This is a genomic window from Nocardia sp. NPDC005746 (assembly GCF_040630785.1).
Lineage (GTDB): Bacteria > Actinomycetota > Actinomycetes > Mycobacteriales > Mycobacteriaceae > Nocardia.
Genome location: NZ_JBEXYE010000005.1, coordinates 28,000 through 48,445, shown reverse-complemented (window position 1 = coordinate 48,445; position 20,446 = coordinate 28,000). Strand labels below are relative to the sequence as shown.

General features: G+C 69.3%; 21 protein-coding genes. 13 read left to right on the top strand and 8 right to left on the bottom strand.

Features of this window, described 5'->3' with window-relative positions:
* Complete coding sequence (locus ABZ412_RS11155; protein ID WP_357279141.1) at nt 1–1,188, bottom strand: hypothetical protein; 1,188 nt, start codon at nt 1,186–1,188, stop codon at nt 1–3.
* Between the two features lie 345 nt (nt 1,189–1,533).
* Here ABZ412_RS11155 and ABZ412_RS11150 point away from each other — a divergent pair, with 345 nt between their 5' ends.
* From ABZ412_RS11150 to coaD, 7 genes are all read left to right on the top strand, one after another.
* The gene (locus ABZ412_RS11150; protein WP_357279138.1) at nt 1,534–4,938 is read left to right on the top strand and encodes a pyruvate carboxylase; all 3,405 of its coding nucleotides are present in this window, start codon (nt 1,534–1,536) and stop codon (nt 4,936–4,938) included.
* The gene (rsmD, locus tag ABZ412_RS11145) at nt 4,935–5,498 is read left to right on the top strand and encodes a 16S rRNA (guanine(966)-N(2))-methyltransferase RsmD (RefSeq protein WP_357279135.1); all 564 of its coding nucleotides are present in this window, start codon (nt 4,935–4,937) and stop codon (nt 5,496–5,498) included. Before ABZ412_RS11150 ends, rsmD begins: the two co-directional genes overlap by 4 nt.
* Nucleotides 5,499–5,590: 92 nt before the next feature.
* The gene (locus tag ABZ412_RS11140; protein WP_357279132.1) at nt 5,591–6,715 is read left to right on the top strand and encodes an FAD-dependent oxidoreductase; all 1,125 of its coding nucleotides are present in this window, start codon (nt 5,591–5,593) and stop codon (nt 6,713–6,715) included.
* A complete protein-coding gene (locus tag ABZ412_RS11135) occupies nt 6,712–7,617 on the top strand; it encodes a hypothetical protein (protein WP_357279129.1) in 906 nt (301 codons plus the stop codon). The genes ABZ412_RS11140 and ABZ412_RS11135 overlap by 4 nt, the downstream gene beginning before the upstream one ends.
* A gap of 104 nt (nt 7,618–7,721) precedes the next feature.
* Nucleotides 7,722–8,462: an SDR family oxidoreductase gene (locus ABZ412_RS11130; RefSeq protein WP_357279127.1), complete on the top strand. Its 741-nt coding sequence runs from the start codon at nt 7,722–7,724 to the stop codon at nt 8,460–8,462.
* A 45-nt stretch (nt 8,463–8,507) separates the two neighbouring features.
* A complete protein-coding gene (locus ABZ412_RS11125) occupies nt 8,508–9,632 on the top strand; it encodes an RNA polymerase subunit sigma-70 (protein ID WP_357279125.1) in 1,125 nt (374 codons plus the stop codon).
* 144 nt (nt 9,633–9,776) lie between these two features.
* Complete coding sequence (gene coaD / locus ABZ412_RS11120; RefSeq protein WP_357279122.1) at nt 9,777–10,268, top strand: pantetheine-phosphate adenylyltransferase; 492 nt, start codon at nt 9,777–9,779, stop codon at nt 10,266–10,268.
* A 342-nt stretch (nt 10,269–10,610) separates the two neighbouring features.
* Here the strand turns inward: coaD and ABZ412_RS11115 are convergent, their stop codons facing one another.
* Nucleotides 10,611–11,708 (bottom strand): hypothetical protein, encoded by a 1,098-nt coding sequence (locus tag ABZ412_RS11115; RefSeq protein ID WP_357279120.1) that lies wholly within the window; start codon nt 11,706–11,708, stop codon nt 10,611–10,613.
* A 222-nt stretch (nt 11,709–11,930) separates the two neighbouring features.
* The gene (locus ABZ412_RS11110; RefSeq protein WP_357279117.1) at nt 11,931–12,488 is read right to left on the bottom strand and encodes a GtrA family protein; all 558 of its coding nucleotides are present in this window, start codon (nt 12,486–12,488) and stop codon (nt 11,931–11,933) included.
* A 222-nt stretch (nt 12,489–12,710) separates the two neighbouring features.
* On the opposite strand from ABZ412_RS11110, the gene ABZ412_RS11105 reads away from it, so the two are divergent.
* From ABZ412_RS11105 to ABZ412_RS11080, 6 genes are all read left to right on the top strand, one after another.
* Nucleotides 12,711–13,478: a DivIVA domain-containing protein gene (locus ABZ412_RS11105; RefSeq protein WP_357279115.1), complete on the top strand. Its 768-nt coding sequence runs from the start codon at nt 12,711–12,713 to the stop codon at nt 13,476–13,478.
* A 276-nt stretch (nt 13,479–13,754) separates the two neighbouring features.
* Entirely contained in the window at nt 13,755–14,414 is a 660-nt protein-coding gene (locus tag ABZ412_RS11100; RefSeq protein WP_357279113.1) for a DUF177 domain-containing protein, read from the top strand.
* 2 nt (nt 14,415–14,416) lie between these two features.
* Nucleotides 14,417–14,599, top strand: a complete 183-nt coding sequence (rpmF, locus tag ABZ412_RS11095) for a 50S ribosomal protein L32 (protein ID WP_033088742.1) — start codon at nt 14,417–14,419, stop codon at nt 14,597–14,599.
* Nucleotides 14,600–14,616: 17 nt separating this feature from the next.
* Nucleotides 14,617–15,390 carry a ribonuclease III gene (rnc, locus tag ABZ412_RS11090; protein WP_357279110.1) on the top strand — a complete coding sequence of 258 codons (774 nt, stop codon included), beginning with the start codon at nt 14,617–14,619 and terminating at the stop codon, nt 15,388–15,390.
* Entirely contained in the window at nt 15,391–16,248 is an 858-nt protein-coding gene (gene mutM, locus ABZ412_RS11085; protein WP_357279108.1) for a bifunctional DNA-formamidopyrimidine glycosylase/DNA-(apurinic or apyrimidinic site) lyase, read from the top strand.
* Nucleotides 16,249–16,449: 201 nt separating this feature from the next.
* The gene (locus ABZ412_RS11080) at nt 16,450–17,031 is read left to right on the top strand and encodes a dihydrofolate reductase family protein (protein ID WP_357279105.1); all 582 of its coding nucleotides are present in this window, start codon (nt 16,450–16,452) and stop codon (nt 17,029–17,031) included.
* Nucleotides 17,032–17,034: 3 nt separating this feature from the next.
* Here the strand turns inward: ABZ412_RS11080 and ABZ412_RS11075 are convergent, their stop codons facing one another.
* The 5 genes from ABZ412_RS11075 to ABZ412_RS11055 are packed head-to-tail and all read right to left on the bottom strand — an operon-like array spanning nt 17,035 to nt 20,443.
* Nucleotides 17,035–17,487 carry a DUF350 domain-containing protein gene (locus ABZ412_RS11075; protein WP_357279103.1) on the bottom strand — a complete coding sequence of 151 codons (453 nt, stop codon included), beginning with the start codon at nt 17,485–17,487 and terminating at the stop codon, nt 17,035–17,037.
* Nucleotides 17,488–17,508: 21 nt separating this feature from the next.
* On the bottom strand, nt 17,509–18,672 hold the full coding sequence (locus ABZ412_RS11070) for a glutathionylspermidine synthase family protein (protein WP_357279100.1): 1,164 nt from the start codon (nt 18,670–18,672) through the stop codon (nt 17,509–17,511).
* Entirely contained in the window at nt 18,672–19,673 is a 1,002-nt protein-coding gene (locus ABZ412_RS11065; RefSeq protein ID WP_357279098.1) for a hypothetical protein, read from the bottom strand. Before ABZ412_RS11065 ends, ABZ412_RS11070 begins: the two co-directional genes overlap by 1 nt.
* 27 nt (nt 19,674–19,700) lie before the next feature.
* Nucleotides 19,701–19,982, bottom strand: a complete 282-nt coding sequence (locus tag ABZ412_RS11060) for an acylphosphatase (protein WP_357279096.1) — start codon at nt 19,980–19,982, stop codon at nt 19,701–19,703.
* A complete protein-coding gene (locus ABZ412_RS11055; protein WP_357279094.1) occupies nt 19,979–20,443 on the bottom strand; it encodes an OsmC family protein in 465 nt (154 codons plus the stop codon). The genes ABZ412_RS11060 and ABZ412_RS11055 overlap by 4 nt, the downstream gene beginning before the upstream one ends.
* Between the last annotated feature and the right edge of the window lie 3 nt (nt 20,444–20,446).

The following is a 20,446-nucleotide window of genomic DNA, read 5'->3' as shown; positions in this document are numbered from 1 at the left end:
TCACCTGCTCGTCAACAGGACGTACTGGGCGGCCGTCTTCTGATAGAGCTCGGCCAGGTTGGACGCGCCGACCTGCACGGTGTACTTGTCCACGTGGAAGGTGCACTGGTGGAACATGACCCGCCCGTTCTCCAGATCCGCGAAGCAGCCGACATCTCCGGGGAAGCGTGGCGGCGGGTCGACGGCTCGATGCTTGTCGGAGGATTCCTTGGCCGGATTCCACTTGTCCCACAGGGCGCGTGCCGCCGCGCCGGTGCGGCTGTGGAACACCAGCGCGTCGCCGTAGCCGACCAGATCGACATCGCCGATGGTGAGGAACTCCAGGTCCGTGCCGTCGAGACTCTGCAACGAGCCGCGACCGGTGTACACCCCGTCCGGGTCCGGGCGCAGCGGCAGTTCCGGATTCGTCGGCAGGGTGCGGCCGAGAATGCCGTCCGGATCGAGCGGAATGTGTTCGAACTGGTCGGCCGGCGTGGGCTGGAACTTGTCGAGCAGCGGCAGCGCCACGTCGAGCATGCGTTCGGTGCGCGCGCTCAGATCCGCCAGATCCGGCGCGGCGGCCAGCTCGTCCACCAGCTTGATGTACACCACGTAGCGGTCGCGCACCGTCCACGAGCCCAGCGACGCCACGGTCGGCCGCCAATGCGCTGTGCTCGCAGGATATTTGGCCAGCCGCACCGGCTGATTGCCGGTGTTGTAGGTGAAGTCGTCGTGCTCGAGCACCGGCCCCACCGCCGCGGCGCGCCCGGCGTCGGGCAGTTCCAGCACCGCGATGCTGAGCCTGCGGTGCTTCTCCTCCCTGCCCGCGCCGGTGCACCAGGTGGTCACCCAGCCGCCGCGCAGATCGTGGGCGACCTCGTCGAAGGTGTCGTTGATGACGATGTCGCCCAGGCCCTTGTGGTTGGTCACGACGTGCGGGCGGACATTGTTGGAGCATTCGTAGGCGTAGTCGTGGTCGGCCTCGAACGGCAGCGCCACGTAGTCCGACAGCCGCTGTGACTCCCGGATCCGGGATTGCTTGCCGGTCTTCGCATTTCCCACCGTGCGCGGCGTGGTCTGGTAGTTGCCGACCTCCAGGCTCGCCGGATCGGTCGGCTGCCGCACCGGGTGGCCGGGAACATTGCTCGCGCAGCCGGTTCCGGCCGCGAGCGCCATCGTGAGGCCCATCAACGCCGCGAACAGTCGCACGTCCCCTCCTCCCGGGGCGGATTTTACCGTCGCTCAAGACTTCTCGCGCACCTTCGGCCCCGACTGCTCGCGCACCTTCGGACGCGCCGGGTGTGGTCTCGGACACGATCGCGCGGCAATCCGGGCACCGTGACGTCTCGGTCCGCGCGCCCCGCCCGGCCGCTGCCGGACCGGTCTCCGTTAGCACGGCGGCGAATTCCGTGGTCGGAGGCGCGTAACCCTCACCGGCAGGCATGTATCGCGGTGATTAACACAAATTCGCAAGCGGAGAGTCCGGCCTGTGAAGATTGCACCGAACGGGACTTCGATGCCCGATCCGTATCCCCGGGCAGGTACCTTCTACGCATGTTCTCCAAAGTCCTGGTCGCCAACCGCGGCGAGATCGCCATTCGCGCCTTCCGCGCGGCCTACGAACTCGGCATCGGTACCGTCGCGGTTTTTCCGTACGAGGACCGCAACTCCGTGCACCGGCTCAAGGCCGACGAGGCGTACCAGATCGGTGAGCCCGGTCACCCCGTCCGCGCGTATCTGTCGGTCGAGGGCATCATCGAGGCCGCCAAGAGCGCGGGCGCGGACGCCATCTACCCCGGCTACGGCTTCCTGTCGGAGAACCCGGACCTGGCCGCCGCCTGTGCCCGCGAGGGCATCACCTTCATCGGCCCGGCCGCCTCGGTGCTCGAACTGACCGGCAACAAGGCCCGCGCCATCGCCGCGGCCAAGGCCGCCGGACTGCCGGTCCTGAAGTCCAGCGAGCCGTCCGCCGACGTGGACGCGCTGATGACGGCCTCGGAGTCGATGGAGTTCCCGCTGTTCGTGAAGGCCGTCGCCGGTGGCGGCGGTCGCGGTATGCGCCGCGTCGCGGACCCGGCCCAGCTGCGCGAGTCCATCGAGGCCGCCGCGCGCGAGGCCGAATCTGCCTTCGGCGACGCGACCGTGTTCCTCGAGCAGGCGGTGGTCAACCCCCGCCACATCGAGGTGCAGATCCTCGCCGACCAGCACGGCAATGTCATCCACCTCTACGAGCGCGACTGCTCGCTGCAGCGCCGCCACCAGAAGGTGATCGAGCTCGCGCCCGCCCCGAACCTGGATCCCGCACTGCGCGACCGCATTTGCGCGGACGCCGTGGCCTTCGCCGAGCAGATCGGCTACTCCTGCGCGGGCACCGTGGAATTCCTGCTCGACGAGCGCGGCAACCACGTGTTCATCGAGATGAACCCGCGCATCCAGGTCGAGCACACCGTGACCGAGGAGATCACCGACGTCGACCTGGTGCAGTCACAGCTGCGCATCGCGGCGGGGGAGAGCCTCGCGGACCTCGGCCTGAGCCAGGACGCCATCCACATTCGCGGCGCCGCCCTGCAGTGCCGCATCACCACCGAGGACCCGGCCAACGGCTTCCGCCCCGACACCGGCCGCATCACCGGCTACCGCTCCCCGGGCGGCGCGGGCGTGCGCCTCGACGGTGGCGCGAACGTCGGCGCGGAGGTCGGCGCCTACTTCGACTCCATGCTGGTCAAGCTGACCTGCCGGGGCCGCGACTTCACCGCCGCGGTGGCGCGGGCCCGGCGCGCGGTCGCCGAGTTCCGCATCCGCGGCGTGACGACCAACATCCCGTTCCTGATGGCGGTGCTCGACGACCCGGACTTCCGGGCCGGCCGGGTCACCACGTCGTTCATCGACGAGCGGCCGCAGCTGCTCACGTTGAAGAGCTCCGCGGACCGCGGCACCAAGATCCTCAACTACCTGGCCGACATCACCGTGAACAAGCCGCACGGCTCACGGCCGACCAAGGTGTACCCGCACGACAAGCTGCCCGCCCTCGACCTGACCGTGCCGCCGCCGGCGGGCTCGCGGCAACGGCTGCTCGAGCTCGGCCCCGAAGGCTTCTCGCAGTGGCTGCGCAACCGGGAGGGCGTGGCCGTCACCGACACCACCTTCCGTGACGCGCACCAGTCGCTGCTCGCCACCCGGGTACGCACCAACGGCCTGCTCGACGTGGCCGGGCACGTGGCGCGCATGACGCCCGAACTGCTGTCCATCGAATGCTGGGGCGGCGCGACCTACGACGTGGCGCTGCGCTTCCTCTACGAGGACCCGTGGGAGCGGCTCGCCGCGCTGCGCGAAGCCGTGCCGAACATCAACCTGCAGATGCTGCTGCGCGGCCGCAACACCGTCGGCTACACGCCGTACCCCGAGAAGGTCACGCGCGCTTTCGTTTCCGAGGCCACCGCCACCGGCATCGACATCTTCCGCATCTTCGACGCGCTCAACAATGTCGACCAGATGCGCCCGGCCATCGACGCCGTCCGCGAAACCGGCACGGCCCTGGCCGAAGTCGCGCTGTCCTACACCGGCGACCTGTCCAACCCGAACGAGGACCTCTACACCCTCGACTACTACCTCAAGCTCGCCGAGCAGATCGTCGAGGCAGGGGCGCACGTCATCGGCATCAAGGACATGGCCGGTCTGCTGCGCGCGCCCGCCGCGTCCACCCTGGTCACGGCGCTGCGGCGGGAGTTCGACCTGCCGGTGCACGTGCACACCCACGACACCCCGGGCGGCCAGCTGGCCACCTACCTCGCCGCCTGGCAGGCCGGGGCCGACGCCGTGGACGGCGCGTCCGCGCCCATGGCGGGCACCACCTCGCAGCCCGCGCTCTCGGCCATCGTCGCCGCGGCCGCGAACTCGCCCTACGACACCGGGCTGAACCTGCAGAACGTGTGCGACCTCGAGCCGTACTGGGAAGCGCTGCGAAAGGTGTACGCGCCCTTCGAGTCCGGGCTGCCGGGCCCGACGGGCCGCGTCTACCACCACGAGATCCCCGGCGGGCAGCTGTCGAACCTGCGCCAGCAGGCCATCGCGCTGGGTCTGGGCGACCAGTTTGAGGAGGTCGAGGCGAAATACGCCGCGGCGGACCGGATGCTGGGCCGCCTGGTCAAGGTCACCCCGTCCTCCAAGGTGGTCGGCGACCTGGCGCTGGCGCTGGTCGGCAGCGGCGTCGACGTCGACGACTTCGCCGCCGACCCCGCCCGCTACGACATCCCGGACTCGGTGATCGGCTTCCTGCGTGGCGAACTCGGCACCCCGGCCGGTGGCTGGCCCGAGCCGTTCCGCAGCCGCGCCCTCGAAGGCCGCGGTCCCGCCAAGCCGGAAACCCAGCTCACCGCCGCCGACGAGGCCGGACTGAACGGCACCTCCGCCGAACGCCGCGCCACCCTCAACCGGCTGCTGTTCCCCGGACCCACCGCCGAATTCATCGCTCACCGCGAGAAGTACGGCGACACCACCGGGCTGTCGGCCAACCAGTTCTTCTACGGCCTGCGCCACGACGAGGAACACCACGTCCAGCTGGACAAGGGCGTCACCCTGCTCATCGGCCTGGAAGCCATCTCCGAGCCCGACGAGCGCGGCATGCGCTCGGTCATGTGCATCCTCAACGGGCAGCTGCGCCCCATCCAGGTGCGCGACCGCTCCATCGCCAGCGAGATCCCGGCGGCGGAGAAGGCCGACCGGAACAACGCCGGTCACATCGCCGCCCCGTTCGCCGGTGTGGTGACCCTGGCCGTCTCCGAAGGCGATTCGGTGTCCGCGGGTGACACCATCGGCACCATCGAGGCCATGAAGATGGAAGCCGCCATCACCGCCCCGCGCGGCGGTGTGGTGCGCCGCGTCGCCATCGCCAAGGTCCAGCAGGTGGAGGGCGGCGACCTGCTCGTCGACGTGAACCTGAACGAGACCGCCGCCGAATGACCCGCATCGTGGCAGGTACCGCCGGGGGCCGACGCCTACGCGTCCCCCCGGCGGGCACCCGCCCCACCTCCGACCGCGTGCGCGAGGCCCTGTTCAGCTTCCTGCACGCCCGCATGGATTTCGACGGCCTGCACGTCCTCGACCTCTATGCGGGCTCGGGGGCCCTGGCCCTGGAAGCCCTGTCCCGCGGCGCTTCCCATGCCCTCCTGATCGAGGCGGACCGCAAGGCCGCCGCCATCATCCGCGGCAATATCGGCGACCTCGGCCTCCCCGGGGCGGAACTCCGCCAGAACAGCGTCGCCTCCGTTCTCTCGGGCGCTGCCCCCGAACGCTACGACCTGGTCTTCTCGGATCCGCCCTACGACCTCGACGTCGCCGACGTGCAATCCGACCTGCGCTCGCTGGCCGAGCACGGCTGGCTCCACGACGACGCCCTCATCGTCGTCGAACGCTCTACCCGCTCACCCGAAGTGGTCTGGCCCGACGGCTTCGTACCCCTGAAGTCCCGCACCTACGGCGAGACCCGCCTCGACTTCGCAGAATTCGCCGAAGCCTACTGACACAAGGGCTTTCGCAGTTTCGGCGGGTGTACCCCGGCCGCGATCGATAGAATCACCTCGGGGTGAGCGATCGCGGTGAGGGGGTTCCAGCGGTGCACACAGGACGCGTTGCCGTCATCGGCCTGGGGGCCGCGGGGCTGTCCGCGTGCCTGGCGGCCGCGGAACTCGGGTGGTCGGTCATCGGATTCGATCGGAGCGCCATCGGCGCCGACTCCGCGGCCTCCGCGGGACGGTCGAAGATCATCAGGTTCGGTTACACGGACCCGTTCTACGCCGAGCTGATGCGCGATACCCGGCCACGCTGGGAGCGGCTCGAGCACGACACCGGAACGTCGTTGATCGATCTGTGCGGGATGCTGCACTTCGGGATCGGCGGGGAATCGGGGACCGCCGCGGTCATCGCATCGCTCGAACGGTCGGGGCAGGACTGCGAAATCCTCACCGGCGGTGCGTCGGCCACGCGGACCGGATTGCGTCTGCGCGCCGGGGAAATCGGCGTCTACGAACGCAGTGCCGGGATGATGACTCCGGCATCGGTGCTGCCCGCGCTCGCGATACGGGCGCGGGCGCTCGGCGTGACCCTCCGCGAGCATGCCGCCGTCTCGGCGATCGACGAGACGGGCGGCGCCGTTACGGTGGTGACGTCGGACGGGCCGGTGCGCGTGGATCGCGTGATCATCGCCGCCGGTGGACAATTCGGGCGATTCGCACCGGCTGCCGCCGCCAGTATCACCGTCACCCGCCAATATCAGATCGTCTGCGAATCGACCGAGCCCATCGCGGACGGCCGCGGGTGCAGCTGGATGGACGTCACGGCCGACGAGTGGTACGGGATGGTCAACGCGGGCAACGGTGTACAGATCATGGGCGTCCACGAGCCCGCGACCATCGTGGACGCCGACCAGCCGATCGAGGACGCCGAACTGAAGGCGTCGGTCGACGCGCAACTCGAGTATCTGCGCGAACGGCTGGCCCTGAACTCCCGGCAACTCACCCTCCGCGAAGTCCGGACCTGCCACTACACGAACACGGCAGCAAAGGATTTCGTGATCGACCGCCTGCCGGGCGGCGCGGCGGTGCTGCTGAGCGCCTGCTCCGGGCACGGCTTCAAATTCACCATCACCAGCGGCCACCTGGCCGCGCAGCTCGCCTGCACCGACGCGGCGCCGGTACCCCGATTCCAGCTGTCCGCCGCCTCCACCGAGGCGCGGCCATGACCACCCCGACCCCGCCGCCCGAGCCGCCGGTGAGCAGCAATACCGCCGCCAAAGTCACGCTGATCATCGGAATCCTCGTCACCGTCCTGGGCTCGATGTGGGGCATCATCTCGAGTTCCGGCGGCAAGGTCGTCGCCCCGATCGACACCATCATCGCCGGAGCGCTGACCGCGGTGGGCGGCGGCATTGTCGGCGCGTCGATGCAGGATCTCTTCTCCCGCACCAACGTCGAACGCGGCCTCAGCGCGGTCTCGCGCATGATGTCCGATGTCGTCGCCGAGAACTCGCGGGTCCTGACGGCCGTGACCGAGCGGCTGACCGATGTCGCCGACGGGATCGGCGGTTCCGCCCGGGCATCCCACGACAGCATCCGGAATACCCTGGCCGGTTCCCTGTCCGCGCGGTTCATCTCCGACGAGCAACAGCTCGCCCCGCTGCGAAAAGTGTGGCATCACTATCACGTCACCCAGGCCGGTCGTGAATTGCGCTGGCTGTATTCGATATTCCCCTTGGACGCGGGCACCAGCCCCTCGACGATCACCACGCCCATCGTCCTGGTCGATCTCGCGCGCGTAGGCCACGTCTACAACGCCGAGGTCGGCATGCGCACGAATCGGCTGTTCGTCAACTTCACCCGCGCCGACGGCACCGAGCCGAGCTGCTCGGAGATCTTCCCGCACATGCAGACCTTCCGCGACACCCACGCGGGCTTCGGCATCCGCCAGACCTGGGACGGCTCCCACCTGCTCGGCCGCGCCATCATGAGCGAACGCCCCGTCATCCCCGACGCCGAACCCGGCATGATCGACGCCGAACACAACCCCACCCTCGACGACGTCTGGCTCACCGGCTTCCTCCAGAACCGCATCCACCTCGACGACCTCCCCGCACGCCGGTCCTGAGGGCCGACCGGTCCTCGCGAAATTCTTGGGCGGCACCCGACGGATTCCTCACCTTCCGCTGGTCTCAATACCTGACAGGAACAGACCGGAGTTGGGAGTGCGTGATGACGGAGCCGAAGCAGACCGCGGTGGTCACGGGTGCGAGCCGGGGATTCGGGCGGGGAATCGCCGCCGCGCTCGTCGCCTCGGGGATGAAGGTCGTCGGTATAGCCCGCGACGGGCAGGCGCTGGGACAGGTGGCGGACGAGCTCGGGGCGGCGTTCGTACCCGTCACCGCCGATGCCACCGACGAAGCGGTGGCGCAGCGCGTGATTCACGAATTCCGGCCGGCGGTGCTGGTGCTCAACGCGGGGGCCACGCCGCCGCTGGCGCCGATCCACGAGCAGAGCTGGGAGAGCTTCACCCGCAACTGGCAGACCGACACGAAGCACGCGTTCGTGTGGACCGGGGCCGCGCTGCGCGAACCCTTGACGCCGGGCAGCGTGGTGATCGCCATGTCGAGCGGGGCCGCATTGAACGGGTCGCCGCTGAGCGGCGGATACGCCGGGGCCAAGTCGGCGATCCGGTTCATCCGGACCTATGCGGCGGACGAGTCGGAGCGGGCCGGCCTCGGGATTCGGTTCGTGGCCCTGCTGCCCCGGCTGACCCCGGCCACCGGGCTCGGGGCGACGGCGGTCGCGGGGTATGCCGCCCGGCAGGGCATCGACGTCGACACCTACGTCGCGGAGATGGGGCCCGCGCTCACACCCGAACAGGTCGGCAAAGCGGTGCTGGAACTTGCCGGGGATCCGGGGAGCGCGGCGGAATACTTGGTGAGCGGCGCCGGGCTGCGGCTGATCGGCTGAGGCGGCGCGACCATGACCATCAGCGCACCCACAGGAGCATGGGATATGTCCCCCGGCATCGAACGCCACCGCGGCACCGAACGGTCGTCGGACGTCGAGCCGACGTCCGGCACGGGGCGGATGTCCGGCACGGAGCGGCCGGCCGGCGGCGAGCGGATGTCGGCCACCGAGCGGGTGTCCGGCGGTGTCGGAGCGGCTGCCGTCGAGCGGCCCTCCGAACGCGAATTCGCCGGTCTCACCGAGCGATTCCGGCCCGAACTACTCGCGCACTGCTATCGGATGCTGGGGTCGATCCACGATGCCGAGGATCTGGTGCAGGAGACCTACCTGCGGGCCTGGCGGGGATTCGGGGGGTTCGAGGGGCGCGCGTCGGTACGGAACTGGCTGTACAAGATCGCGACCATGGCGTGTCTGACCGCGTTGGAAGGACGGGCACGCAGGCCGCTGCCGTCGGGGCTGGGGGCGCCCGAGGACGATCACCGGGTGGCCGTCGCGGCGCGCGAACCCACCGTGCCCTGGCTGCAGCCCGCGCCGGACGCGTTGTTCGGTTTCGACGACCCGGCCGCGATCGTCGCGGACCGGACCGGGGTGCGGCTGGCTTTCCTTGCGGCACTGCAACTTCTGCCCGCCCGGCAGCGCGCCGTCCTCACGCTGCGCGACGTGCTCGCCTTCCGTTCCGCCGAGGTCGCCGCCATCCTCGACACGACCCCCACCGCCGTGGACAGCGCGCTGCGGCGGGCCAGATCCCGGCTGGCGCAGGCGGGCCCGGTACAGACCGATCTGGCGGAACCCGATGAACGGATGCAGCGTCGCCTGCTCGACGACTACGTCACCGCGTTCACCACCGCCGACCACGCCGCGCTGGTCGCCCTGCTGCGCGCCGACGTCGAGATGGAGATGCCGCCCACCCCAACCTGGTTCACCGGCCGCGACGCCGTCGCCGGATTCCTCACCGCTCGAATCCTCAGCCGCGGCCTGTGGCGCATGCTCCCGGTCCGCGCGAACGGGCAGCCCGCGTTCGTCGTGTACAAACGCTCGGCCGAGGGGCGTTACGAGGCGTACGGAATTCAGGTGCTGACGCTGATCGGCTCCCGCGTCGCCCGCATCACCGCGTTCAACGACCCGGCCCTGGTCCCGGCCTTCGGGTTCCCGGTCGTGGCCGAAGCCTGAATCGGGAGCGGCCGACGGAGTCGTTCTCGAACGACACCACGTTCCGCGGTTTCCGGGTTGCAAACCATAGCTGACCAGGCATATCAGCTTTGTGAAGTTTGGGGCGGACGCGGATGGCGCCCCGGAGTGCGGTAGCGTGCGGCCATGGCTGGAGCACTGTGCCCCGGGTCCTTCGACCCGGTGACCAACGGACATCTCGACGTGATCGCCCGCGCCGCCGAGCAATTCGACGAGGTGGTGGTGACCGTGGTGGTGAACCCCAACAAGCAGGGGATGTTCACCGTCGAGGAACGCATGGAGCTGATCCGCGAGGTGACCGCCCACCTGCCCAACGTGCGCGTGGAATCCTGGCGCGGACTGCTGGTGGACTTCGCCAAGCAGCAGGGCATCACCGCGATCGTCAAGGGCCTGCGCGACGCCACCGACTACGGCTACGAAGTCCAGATGGCGCAGATGAACCGCAAGCTCACCGGCGTCGACACCTACTTCATCGCCACCAACCCCGCCTACAGCTTCGTCTCCAGCTCGTTGGTCAAGGAGGTCGCGACGCTCGGCGGCGACATCGCCGACCTGCTGCCCCCGGCCGTCCACAAGCGCCTCATGGCCCGCATCGCCGAACGCAAGGCCAACGCCTGACCGACCGGAACCCGCTGGGCCGCAACCCCATACGGCCCAGCGAGGACCCGGATTCGAGCCGCCTGCCCCCGCCGCCGTCTTCCCGGTGACCCCATTTGGTCAGGCCGCCTCGAGGTCCCCGTGCCGGGACTGCCTCGTCGCCCCCGCTGTGAGTGCGTTGCCGCCCCCCGCGCCGGGACTGCCTTGTCGCCCCGCGCCGTGAGTGCGTTGTCGCCCCTCGCCGATGAAGTTGACCGGGGAGACCCCTCGTCGCTGAAGTTCACGTGTGGGAGGCCCCACGTCGTTGTTGATCCGGGCCCGGCCGTATCCGAGGTGCCGTGTACCTCGGCCGCCGCCGCTGTGTCACAGCGCGCGGATCAGGGCCGGGTGGGCGGGTAAGGCCGGGGCAGGTTCGATCCGGCCGTCGGGTCGCGGGCGGGATCGGGAGAGCGCGGCGCGCAGGCGGCGGGCGGCGCGGTCGCGGATCACGTCGTCCCAGGTCCAGCGGACCACCTCGAAACCCAGGGCGCGCAGGTAGGTTTCGCGGATTCGCTCACGATGGATGGCTGCGGCGACGTCTTGGCCCGGGCGGAGCAGGCGGCCGTATTCGGTGGGGCCGTCGAACTCGCACAGCACGCCCTCGGACTCGTAATAGAAGTCGACGCGCGCCACGAAGCGGCCGTCCGGGGTCAGCACATTGCCCTGGGAGCTCGGCAGCGGCAGCGCGTGCCGCTCGATCATGGTGCGGCTGAGCGATTCCCCGATGCTCTGGCTGCGGCCGTCGAGCAGGGCGATCACCTCCTTCGCCTGGCCGATGCCGTAGCGGCCCTTGGCCTGCGCGATCTCCTCGCCCAGTTCGGCCGGAGTCAGTCCGAACCTGCCCGCCAGCGCGTCACCGGCGACGACCGCCGCCTCGAACGGCAGCGTCAGCGCCAGATCCACCACGGTCCGCGCCGGGGTGGTGACCGGCAGCCCGTCGACCTCGACCGCGCGATCCACCGGCGAGCCATGGACTTTCGCGAACGGGCGGGTCCGCCCGCCGCCCTTGCGATTGCGGGTCACGCACACCCGGTCCAACGGCGTCCGCCACAGCGTGGTCCCGTACAGCACCGCCGCCGACTGATGACTCACCACACTGCCCGCGGCCATCTCCGGCAGCAGAGCCCCGACCAATTGGCGATGCTGTTCCCGCCGGTCCAGCGCGGTCGGCATCGGTTCGTGCACCCGCTGCCCGGATCTGCTCCGCGGTCCGGCACCCGAATGCCGTCCCGGGCCACGCTGCGCGCCACACCCCGCGAGCAGCGCCGTCCGGGATTCCCGTGCCCCGCAATGCCGTCCACCGTCCGCGGTTCTCACCGGTGCCCGGCTGGTCGTCGTGGGCTCGGTTGCGTCGGTCACCGGGGATTCGGCCGAGCCGGTCGCCGCTGCTCCGGTGGCGGTGGTCGTCGCCACGGTGGTCATCAGCCCTCCTGCCGGGGCGGCCGCGGACGCCGGTGCCGCACGCACGATCCACACCCCCGCCCCGGGGGTCGCTGGGGTCGTGGTCCGCTCGTATCCCGCCGTCCCCCAAGGCATCCGCGCCCGCGGTCCATGTCGGAACCCCTTTCGTCGTCGATACTGGCTTGGACGTCGACGCGCCGAAAGGGGTTCCCGCGTTCGCGGAGAACATGTGGGGGAGTGGGCTCAGAACACCCAGAGCCGCAGGGTGAGGAAGCGCATGGTGCCCACCACGGCCGTAATGCCCAGGACGGCAACGGCTTCGGCGATATCGCCCATGCCCGGTGCGGTGACCTCGAGAATCGCCAGACCCGCCGAGGTGATGGCGAGCCCGGCCAGCGCCAGCGCCCCGCCCTCGATCTGCGCGGTGTACCAGCGCACCCGGTCCGCGGCCTGGAAGGTGAGCCGCCGGTGCATCTCGTTGGCGAGCGCGGTGCTCACGATGGATCCGGCCAGATTGGCCACCTGCGCGCCGCCGCCGTAGAGGGCGAGGAACAGCAGGATGTATCCGACATTGCTGAGGCCGCCGACGAGGGCGAAGCGGATCAATTGCGCGAGGGCGGCATCGCCGCGCAGCCAGGCCCCGATCCGGGCCGACCAGCGGACGCCGGTCGCGCGCAGGGCGTCGGTGCTCCGGTCGAACGCCTCGGAGCCGTAGGCGAAGGCTTCGGAACCGAGGGTGTAGGTGTGCACCAGACCGGGCACGGGCATCGTCGCCCGCTCCGGAATCTCGTGGACAGCCATCGTCTACCCCATCCGAACACACCGTTACTTGTCTTGCTCATCAACGGTAAACCAAGTGGAGCTATTTCCTCCACTTGTTTTCGGGTCACGATCTGTGAACTAGGCCATGTTGCGGAAAACCCGCGACACGCCGTGTCGGACCTTGTTGACAGCGCGGAGATTGGCAGACTGGCGGAAGCGGAGAGTCTCGCCGTGAGTCCTGGCAGGAGAGTGGGGTAGCACATGTACCGGGTATTCGAAGCGCTCGACGAACTGGTGGCCATCATCGAAGAGGCCCGCGGCATCCCGCCGACCCGAAACTGCATCGTGCCGCGCGGCGAGGTGCTGGAGCTACTCGACGACGTCCGCGAGGCGCTGCCCGGCGAGCTCGACGACGCCCAGGACGTGCTCGATCACCGCGACAAGATCGTCACCGACGCCCGCACCGGTGCCGAGACCACGGTCAAGACCGCCAACGACCAGGCCCACCACACCGTGTCCTCGGCCCGCGAGGAGGCCGACCGCATCCTGGCCGACGCCAAGGCCCACGCCGACCGCATGGTCGCCGAGGCCCGCGCCCACGCCGACCACCTGGTCGCCTCGGCCGAGGAGGAGGCCGAGCGCACAGTGTCCGACGGTAAGAAGGAGTACGACTCCCTCACCGGCCGTGCCCGCGACGAGGCCGACCGTCTCGCCGCCGCCGGCCAGGCCTCCTATGACCGCTCGGTCGCCGAGGGCAAGGCCGAACAGGATCGCCTGGTCTCCCAGACCGAAGTCGTCCGGGCCGCCCACACCGAGTCCGCCCGGCTCATCGACACCGCCCAGGCCAACTCCGACCGCCTGCGCTCCGAATGCGACGACTACGTCGACGGCAAGCTCGCCGACTTCGAGGAGACCCTGCACACCACCCTGCGCATCATCGGCCGCGGCCGCCACCAGGTGCGTTCGGGCTCGTCCGTGCCGGACTACGCCTCCGAGTTCCGCACCGACTCTCCCGGCTTCCGCCGCTGATCGACAACCCGGTTCCGCACCAAGTCTCTTCCATTGCTGAACATCACCCGAAGTTCGCGGCCGTCCCGATTCTGGACTGCGGCTCGATAGACCTCCGCCTTGGAGCGGGGGAGCGAAGCGGAGGAGCGGAGGAGGGAAGAATCGGGACCAGGGGCCGCGAACCCGCCCGGAGCGAAGCGAAGGGCAATTGAATTCTGCCCATTTGGGTCGCGAGCGGGGCTTTCGGTATTGTTGGGTGGTTGCCCATCCCCAGCCAGCGCAAAGGTGAGTTCAGAGATGTCCGCCGATTCCGGTAATGCCTCGCGTCATCGTCACAAGATGACCGACGCGGGTTTCGTGCTGGATGTACGCAGTCTCGGACGCGCCCCGGGATCCATCAAAGAGCTGCGTCGCACCGTGACGACCGCGGAGAAGATCGGCCTCGATCTCGTCGCGATCCCGGCCGGTGCCGATGTCGAGCTGGATCTCACGCTGCAGTCGGTCTCCGAGGGTGTCCTCGTCACCGGCACGGTCACCGCTCCCATCGAGGGCGAATGCTCGCGCTGCCTGGACTCGTTCACCGACGAGCTCGAGTTGCAGCTGACCGAGCTGTTCGCCTACCCGGACAGCGCGACCGAGCAGACCACCGAGGAAGACGAGATCCCGCGTCTGGTGGACGATTTCATCGACCTCGAACCGGTGATCGTCGACGGCGTCGGCATGGAGCTGCCGCTGCAGCCGCTGTGCGAGCCGGACTGTGCGGGTTTGTGCCCGGAATGCGGCGTCAAGATGGCGATTGCGGGTTCCGGCCACGGTCATGAGATACTTGACCCTCGCTGGGCCGGGCTCGCGAATTTCACCGCTGAGTCCACCGATGCAGACACTGCGTCGGACCCATCAACCGATTCCACCCTTGCGGGACACAACGGTGCCGCAAGTAAGACAGAGGAGAGCTAGTCGTGGCCGTTCCGAAGCGCCGGATGTCCCGTGCCAACACCCACGCGCGTCGCAGCCAGTGGAAGGCCACCGCGCCGACCCTGATCACCTGCCCGAACCGCGCCTGCGGTCAGCAGACCCTGCCGCACATCGCGTGCCCGAGCTGCGGCACCTACAAGGGCCGTCAGGTCACCTCCGCGATCTGATTCGCGTATAGCCCACCGTGACCGCCAGCAAGGACGCGGCGGATATTCCCGCCGTAGGTGACGCCGCCGACCATGCCAGCCTGCTCGAGGCGCTCGGCGTAGACGTACAGCCGGAGCTGTTGCGCCTCGCGCTCACGCACCGGTCGTACGCCTACGAGAACGGTGGCCTGCCGACCAACGAGCGCCTGGAATTCCTGGGCGATTCGGTGCTCGGCCTGAGCATTACCGAGCGCCTGTATCTGGAGCACCCGGACAAGTCCGAGGGCGAACTGGCGAAGCTGCGTGCGAGCGTTGTCAACATGCACGCGCTCGCCGAGGTCGCTCGCGGGCTCGGGGCCGGCGGTCTCGGCCGCCATCTCCTGCTCGGTAAGGGCGAGGAGCTCACCGGCGGCCGGGACAAGCCCAGCATTCTCGCCGATGGCATGGAGTCGTTGCTGGGTGCGGTGCACCTGCAGCACGGCATCGATGTCGCGCGGGAAGTGGTGCTGCGCCTGTTCGCCGCTCTGCTCGAGCGCGGTCCCCGGATGGGGGCCGGGCTCGACTGGAAGACGAGCCTGCAGGAGCTGACCGCCGAGCGCGGCATCGGCGTGCCCAGTTACGAGATCACCTCCACCGGACCCGACCACGACAAGGAGTTCACCGCCACCGCGGTGATCGGCGGGAAGGGTTACGGCCAGGGGGTGGGCCGCTCCAAGAAGGAAGCGGAGCAGAAGGCCGCGGGCGCGGCCTACCGGTCGTTGAACGCCGATAACGCGCCCGAGGGCACCGTGGCCGACGGCTCGCAGAGCTAGATGCCCGAACTTCCCGAGGTCGAAGTCGTCCGGCGCGGACTCACCGAGCATGTGGTGGGCCGCGTCCTGGACAGCGTGACCGTCAAGCACCCGCGTTCGGTGCGGCGGCACGCGTTCGGCGGGGACGACCTCGCCGCCCGGCTGACCGGTCTGCGCGTCGACGCCGCGCACCGGCGGGGCAAATTCCTGTGGCTCACCTTCGACGAGCCCGACACCTCCCTGGTCGTGCACCTCGGCATGTCCGGGCAGATGCTGGTCCAGCCCACGTCCGCGCCGCTCGAGAAGCACGCGCACATCATCGCCACCCTCGACGACGGCAATGAACTCCGTTTCGTCGACCAGCGCACCTTCGGCGGCTGGCAGCTCTCCGACCTGGTCGAGGTGAACGGCACCTGGATCCCGGAATCCGCGGCCCACATCGCCCGCGACCCCCTCGACGAGCGTTTCGACGCCGACGCCGTGGTGAAGACCTTGCGCGGCAAGCAATCCGAGATCAAGCGCCTCCTGCTCGACCAGACCGTTGTCTCCGGCGTCGGCAACATCTACGCCGATGAGGCGTTGTGGCGAGCGAAGATCCACGGCGAGCGCCCCGCCGCCAAGCTGACCCGCCCCGCCCTGCACACCCTGCTCGCCGAGACCCGCACCGTCATGGACGAGGCCCTCCGCGCGGGCGGCACCTCCTTCGACGCCCTCTACGTCAATGTGAACGGCCAATCCGGCTACTTCGAACGCTCCCTCAACGCGTACGGCCGTGAGGATGAGCCCTGCCGCCGCTGCGGCGCCCTCATGCGCCGCGAGAAGTTCATGAACCGCTCCTCCTTCTCCTGCCCCCGCTGCCAGCCCCGCCCCCGCGGCTGAGGATCGTGGAGCGCACGAACGGGGAAAGTTCATGAAGCGTTCGATTAACGCGAGACTGCGTCGTCAAGGGCGGTTCCGCGCCCGAGACCAGCAGGTTTTCTTCCGAGCCGGGCGATCCGACTATCTCGGACCCGGCCTGTCGTTCAGGTTCAGGCGCTACCTTTTCAGTAGCGGCACGCGTGGTGCCGGCTGGAGGAACACATGCGCAAACTGACTTACTACGTCGCGGCCACCATCGACGGATACATCGCCACCGATGACGGCTCGGTCGACTTCTTCCCGGTCGGGGGTGATCACGGGCCCGCGATCATGGCGCAGTATCCCGAGACGCTGCCGACCAAGGTTCGTCAGGTGCTCGGCGTCGACAGACCGTGCCAGAACTTCGACACCGTGATCATGGGGCGCAAGACCCACGACTTCGGTGTGCGGACCGGCACGTCCAGCCCGTACTCGCATCTGCGGCAGTTCGTGGTGTCCACGACGCTGCCGGAGAGCCCCGCGGCCGGGGTGGACCTGATCTCGGAGGATCCGCTCGCGCGGGTGCGGGAACTCAAGCGGGAGAAGGGGCTCGGCATCTGGCTGTGCGGCGGCGGTGAGCTCGCCCAGACCCTGCTGCCGGAGATCGATCAGGTGTTCCTGAAGCTGTACCCGATCGTGCTGGGGCACGGGCGGCCGCTGTTCGGAGCCGCCGGACGGCTGCCCGAACCGGCGAAGTTCCGGGTGCTCACCAGCCGGATCTTCGAGGACGGCGTGGCCTTCATCAAGTACAGCCGGGTCCGCTAGCGGTCAGAGGATCGCGAACGCGACCACCAGGCCGATCGAGAACTGAGCGGCCGCCACCACCAGGGACTCGGTGCTGAATTCCGGCTTCCTCAGCAGTTCGCCGATATCGATGCCGATCACGAATTCGAGCACGCGCACCGAGATCACCTGGGCCACAATGCCGACCAGGCCGTAGACGGTGGCGGCCAGCAGCCCCTCGGACAGCTTGCCCGCCTGGGCGTAGATGGCCAGGACCACGATCAGCGCCATGCTGATCATGGCCGACGCGCTGACGACGACGGCGTTGGGCAGGCCGCGCGCCACCATGGCGCGCAGCGGGCCGGGGGTGGTCACGTCCACAGCCTGGAAGCCGATCAGCATGAGCGCCAGTCCGAGCAGGGCGTAGGCCAGGATGGCGCCTACGCCGCGGCCGAGTGAATGCCAATACCCGGCTTCGAGGGCGAGAGCGGTGGTCATCGGTGGTCCTCCGAGGTGTGGTTACTGCGGGATGCGGTGCGGGACGAAGGTGGAGCTGTCATCGGTGATCAGGCCGACGGTCTCCCGGATGCCCAGTCCCGCGGACGTGTCGCCCACGATCCAAGCACCGAGTACCGGTCGCATACCGTCGAATTCGGGCAGCGGGTCCAGCAATTGGTAGACGTAGCCCTCCTCGCCGTAGACGCCGCCGGTCGCGGTTTCCAGGCCGGCGCCGACGATGGTCATGTTCGCGCCCTCGCGGCCCAGTTTGGGCTTGCGGATGTACTCGGTGAGCTCGTGCGGGTCGTCGAGGTAGGTGGGCAGCAGATTGGGGTGGCCGGGGTACATCTCCCACAGCACCGCCAGGATCGCCTTGTTCGACAGCAGCGTCTTCCACAGCGGTTCGATCCACATGGTTTCCGGCAGCGACTCCACCACGCGGCGGCCGAAGTCGTCGTCCAGCGCCCATTCCCACGGGTACAGCTTGAAGATCGCCTCGATCGGAGCCTCGGCCAGATCCACGAAACGGTCCAGCTCCGTGTCGAATCCAACCTCCTCGATGGGCAGGGCGATGGTGTCGAACCCGGCCTCGGCGGCGGTCTCCTGCATGTACGCGGTGGTGACGTTGTCCTCGCCGGAACCGTCCGAACCCGACCAGGTGAAGTGCAGCTGACTGCCCGGCAGGTTCTCGCGCAGTTCACCCCAGCGCTCGACCAGCTTCTCGTGCAGGGAATTCCACTGATCGTCGTCGGGGTGGGTGTCGGTCAGCCAGTGCCACTGCACGATCGCCGCCTCCAGCAGGGAGGTGGGCGTATCGGCGTTGTACTCCAGCAGTTTCGCCGGGCCGCGGCCGTCGTAGCGCAGGTCGAAGCGGCCGTAGACGTGCGGGTCGGAGCGGTGCCAGGACTTGGTGATGTGCTCCCAGCTCCATTGCGGCAGACCGAAATCGGCGAAACGCTCCATCAGGACGACCTGTTCGACCGCGTGCAGGCACATCGAGTGCAGCACCTCGACCTGCGCCTCCATGGCGAGGATCTCGTCCATGTCGAACTCGTAGTGCACCGATTCGTCCCAGTAGGGCCGCGGCCGGCCGTCGGGGTACTGCCCGGGCGAGCCGTAGACCAGACCCTGCCCCTCGATGATCCGCTGCCAGCCCGGCCGCGGAGTGCTGCGAACCCGCCGCACTAGGAACCTCCACCGATCTTCGCTCCGAGGCCGCCGCGCTGAATCGTGCTGCCGCTCTTGGTCTTCACTGTCGCGCCCTTGGGGGCCACCGTGGTGCCACCGGTGGGCGCGCGCCCGATGGTGGTGTTGCCGCCGTAGTAGTAGCGGTAGGAGTGGCCCAGGTAGATGAACGTACTGGTGTGCGTTCCGGGATGCCCGCCGGATGTGGCGCTCGAGCAGTAGTTGTCCGGGACCACGATCTCCTGGTTGTCGCGGTCGGCGGTCACGGTCTGCCCATTGCCGATCGGCACGATCTCGCCCTTGTCGGCGACCACCGTGCAGGACGCGGTGACGTCGGGTCCGCTCCACGCCGAGGCCACCAGGTAGCCGCCGCCGACCAGCGCCGCGATGCCTGCCACGGCGGCCCCGCCGATCAGGACCCGCTTCTTCTTGCGCTGCTTGGCTTCCGCGGCCTCCGCCTCCGCCTGCTGCTGCTCCTCGGCCCGTTTGCGCGCCTTGTCCCGGGCTCGCACCTCGGCCACCGTCGGCGGGCGCGGCTGCGTGATCCCGGCTTCCTGCGAGATGATGCTCCCGCGCCGCGGCGGCTGCGGAACCGCGGGCACCGGCGGTGCGTCGGGTTCCAGCGAGGGCATCGGCAGGGTGAACGGCGGCTCGACCCCGGGCGGCGGGGCGACCGCGCCGAGCGGGGCTGCGCCGGGGCTGCCGAAAGTGCCCGCGCCGCCGTGGGATTCACCGGCGAGCGGATGGGTCGGGTGAGGTCCGCCCGCATCCGGCGGGGTCGCGGATGCTCCGGATGGTGGCGGCGTCGGATGGCTCCCGCCACCGGGGTCCCCGGCGGGGAACCGGAGCGTCGGCGTGGGACCCGAAGGCTCGGAACCGGATTCGCCGGGTGAATCGGACGTGGCGGATTCGCTGGGAGGACTGGGGGGTTCGGACGGATGCGCGGGGTCGGGGGTGGGACGGTCCGGGTTGTCCGGACCGCCGGGACGGTCAGTGGCCATTCGTCGACTCCGTGGGCTCGCCGCGCGTTAGCGTTCTTCGAATCCTGTCATTCCGCCCGCGGCGGTACCCCAGTCTTCCACCACCAGGCTTACCCGTCCCGGTGTTGTACCGGAACGTAGCAGGCCGAGCAGCGATTCGCAGGCATCGCGGGGGCCTTCGGCGATGACGTGTACGCGCCCGTCGCGATGATTGCGGGCGTAACCGGTCAGGCCGAGCTCCAGGGCGCGGGCGCGGGTCCACCAGCGGAAGCCGACGCCCTGGACCATGCCGTGCACCCAGGCGCTGAGCCGGACCGGATCGTCGCTCATTCGTCGACGCGGAAGGTCAGGTTGACCGTGGTGCCCGTCTTGAGAGTGCGGCCCACGGTGCACACTTTGTCGATGGCGCGCTGCGCGGCGACCAGCAGCCGCTGCCGAGACTCCTCGTCGAGTTCGCTCAGGTCCAGCTCGACTTCCTCGTTGAGCTCGGGGTAGAGCTCGTTCTCGCGGTCGGCGTCGCCGGAGACGTGGACGGTGGCGTCGAAGGCGTCGCCCAGGCGGCGCGCGAGGGTGAAGTCGGCGCTCAGGCCGGTGCAGCCGGCGAGCGCGATCTTCAGCAGCTCACCCGGGGTGAACGCGCCCGGCACGCCCGCGGACGCGATCAGCACTTCGCCGCCGCGGTTGTTGCGGCCGGTGTAAGCGCGGGTGCCGGTGCGTTCGGCCCACAGCTTGACCGGCTCGGCCGCCGGGTCGATGGCGGGGGTCTGCGGTGCGGCGATCTGTTCGGACATGGG